At 53.8% G+C, this 3072-nt stretch carries 3 protein-coding genes; 1 reads left to right on the top strand and 2 read right to left on the bottom strand.

The genetic code is table 11. From position 1 onward, the window contains the following. Nucleotides 1-42 precede the first annotated feature (42 nt). The gene (locus IVA82_RS46440; RefSeq protein ID WP_247493962.1) at nucleotides 43-684 is read left to right on the top strand and encodes a hypothetical protein; all 642 of its coding nucleotides are present in this window, start codon (nucleotides 43-45) and stop codon (nucleotides 682-684) included. A 409-nt stretch (nucleotides 685-1093) separates the two neighbouring features. Here the strand turns inward: IVA82_RS46440 and IVA82_RS46435 are convergent, their stop codons facing one another. Both IVA82_RS46435 and IVA82_RS46430 read right to left on the bottom strand, forming a co-directional pair. Then, entirely contained in the window at nucleotides 1094-1498 is a 405-nt protein-coding gene (locus IVA82_RS46435) for a hypothetical protein (RefSeq protein ID WP_247387006.1), read from the bottom strand. Continuing rightward, the gene (locus tag IVA82_RS46430) at nucleotides 1444-2208 is read right to left on the bottom strand and encodes an acyltransferase (protein ID WP_247387005.1); all 765 of its coding nucleotides are present in this window, start codon (nucleotides 2206-2208) and stop codon (nucleotides 1444-1446) included. The genes IVA82_RS46435 and IVA82_RS46430 overlap by 55 nt, the downstream gene beginning before the upstream one ends. Nucleotides 2209-3072 lie beyond the last annotated feature (864 nt).

The following is a 3072-nucleotide window of genomic DNA, read 5'->3' as shown; positions in this document are numbered from 1 at the left end:
TCGTCGAAGATTCCTGGCTGAATCAGCTGGATGACGTTATCGTTGGACACGGCATATCGCTCCTTCGGTGGAGAAGTGGAGGCGTCAAGCACCCCCACGATATGCCGCCTTCCCGATTCCCGCCGTCACCAACTTTGGGCGATAGCTCTGCATATCGCCATCGGGCTCCTTGCCTGCGTCATCCAGTGGTTCGGTCATGGTATCTTCGGCAATGCTGAGTTTGATCTGATCCTCGCCTTGGCAATTGGTATCGGTGTCGCATTTAATCGCGTGGAAACGAGCTGGTTAGCGCGGCAAATCGGAAAAGACAGATGCAGAGATGCAATGATTGTGGTTCTGCTGCTGCGCCTTTTCCTTACTGATCGGCAGGAGACCGCGTTGCTCGTGCTTAGCTCCAAATTTCGCCAATCAATCTATATGAGTGAACGGAACGTATTGAGCGAAGCCGGCACCGTAGCGGCCACTCAAGGCGACGTCGCCTGCTTCGTGAAGTTGGTCTGCCGGCAGGCTGGCAAGCCGTTTGTTGTCGACGAATTCAAGACGGATGAGCTCGTTGCAACAGGCCGCGCGACGCCGGCTGATATCGCGGCTATGTTCAGGGCACGCGGCATCACCTATCACCCAAAGACGCAAGCAACGGGTGCAGAAGTCGATACTTCTCTGTCGCATTGGTGGCGTTCCTAAGGATGCCCCAAGGTGCCCCCAAGGGAGTGTTTGGGCGGCTGAATGAATTGACGCGCTTGGCGGCGCGGCTCCGAATCTTCACTCACTGACCGCTCAGTTGGCGGCCGCGCAATCAAGGTGAACGTCGCGTCGGGGTGATGCGTAGACGCCCCCGATTAGCTGTGCTTCTTCGGTCGCATCGCCACCTCCGATGCGACGACGGAATCATGACTGGCGATTCGACGGAATCCTGAAAATGAAATTGCAAGGTTCCGATGCCCCAAGCATCAAAACCCTGCAATCGCAAAACAGTCCACAAAGACAAATGCGATTCTAGCTCAATCGCTTAGCCGCTCTTCACGGACGACGCCTTACGCGTTGATCCTGAGCGACTGGATCTTCATCTTCGATCGGGTCTTCGCATGAATGTTCATTGGGAAGCCAGACCCGACGAGATCGGCGGCTGCATCCAAGCCGCGGCGCGTCTTCCCATCATCATCCCCGGCAGTTCGATGTATCGATACGTGAGTTCTGAAACGATTATCGTGGCGGGTATGCTCAGGCATGAAAGCAGCAACATCTCAGGAACAATCCCAGAGTAGCTGAAGACGAGCCAAACGATCGCTGAAATGATAGGGTAGTGACACAGAAAGATCGAGTAGGAGCGCGAACCAAAATATTGCGCCACGGGATTCGTGAGCGCGCAAGAGTATATATTGCCAGCAAGTCCCGGCCGTTCACGGCACTTCTGCGGAAGACCAAAAAATACAATAAACCAGATCAGGAACGGTCGCAGTTCACTGCGCAATGGAAACAGCACGATCGCCAAAGCCACGGGACCAGCCAACTATGACGTTCCACGTACGGGTAGGTCAATCGGCTCACAATTCCCATCACGAAGTAGCAAACTGCGAGCGGCAGTGCTCCGGGCTGAACAGTGCCGACGAAACTCTTGAACCAAAGTTCACAAATTGCAACTGCAATGGCCAGTAACGGGAATAATAATTCATTACGGATGATGCAGATTATCAGCGGCGCAACGAGATAGAATTGCCATTCCAGCGAAATGCTCCAGGCTGGCATGTTGAATGCGTATTCCGAATACGGCAACGCTGCATTGGGAATGGCGCCGTGCAGCATCGTGACATGCGCGAGAAGGTGTGACCGGAAGTACTTATGATTGCTTGCGGCGACACCATTCACAACCTTTGCGAATTCGGAGTCGTTAAAACCAGGAGCGGCTAGCGAAATGGCAAGCAGATCGTTGGTAAAGAAACCAAAAATGCAGGTGGCGGCAAACAACGGAAAAAGTCGTGCGAAACGCTGGATGAGATAGACTGGATATGCTTGCGGTTTTTCAACAACAACGTGCGTGATTACGAAGCCACTGACGATAAGAAAAACGAGGACAGCGGGTAGGCCTAGCGATCTGAACTGTGCCGCCAATGCTCCCGTATTGAAGCCCGAGCAGTATGCAAGGTGCGCCAAGACCACAGTCCACGCCAGCCAGCCTCGCAATCCCTCGATTGCTTGAAATCTCTTCAACGCTGCCCCCTTCTCTACTCGTGGGAGAACTGGCGCTTGTCACTAGCAGCGGTTCAGAAGATGTTATTTCCATTTGTCTGCATTGTGACTTTACGGTCATTAACAAATCTAAATTTTCCCAGGATTTAAATCAAAATAAAAGTGACGGCTATTGCGGCAATTCCCAACGCCAACGGCTTTTCGCGCTTATCGTCCGATTAGCTGACGCTTCGGGGCGAACCTAGTTTTGGGTCCGCGCTGCCGATTACCACACGATCCGGAGTGCAAAGCACGCCCCTCTCGGCTTCGTCCGCAATTTTGCGCAGAAGCGCAACTTTGGCCGGATCTGACTCAGATAGAGCAAGGCGCCGCATACTTGAGGGCTGATCTATTGCGCGGACTACCCGTGCATCGGTGAGGCGCGCGGCGCGGACAAGGGAAGATCAGGCTACAATTGGCGCGACAATTATGAACGTTCGCTGATCTCTGATGAACCTCGTCCGTCTGTTCGACGGAGTTGATTGAGGCGCCTTTCTAGTTCTTCCTTTTTGGCAACGATCCTCGCGGCCAGAATCTGATCGACGTCCGTAAACAGAGCCCATAACTCATCGACGGACATGTTCTCAAACTGCTGTCGGTAATCACGAATGTCCAAAATCCACCGCCGGGGGTTGGGGCGGTAGCAGCGAAGTCTTCAATGGCCCGATTTCGTCGCCAATTCAGATTATCGCGTGCTGGGCCAGCGGGACTCCTCATAAACCGCCTTCCTGGTTTCGCGTGCCGCAGCGAAGATTCTGCGCTCGGCCTCGGCTACTTGGCCTCGAAGGTTCTCAAGTTCGGAAACTTGAGAAGCGAGCGCATCAAGGCGTTGGCGCAGAGCAAAAT

This window comes from Bradyrhizobium sp. 142, assembly GCF_023074015.1.
GTDB lineage: Bacteria > Pseudomonadota > Alphaproteobacteria > Rhizobiales > Xanthobacteraceae > Bradyrhizobium.
Note: the sequence above shows the minus strand (reverse complement) of the source record. Positions and strands in the feature narration are given on the sequence as shown.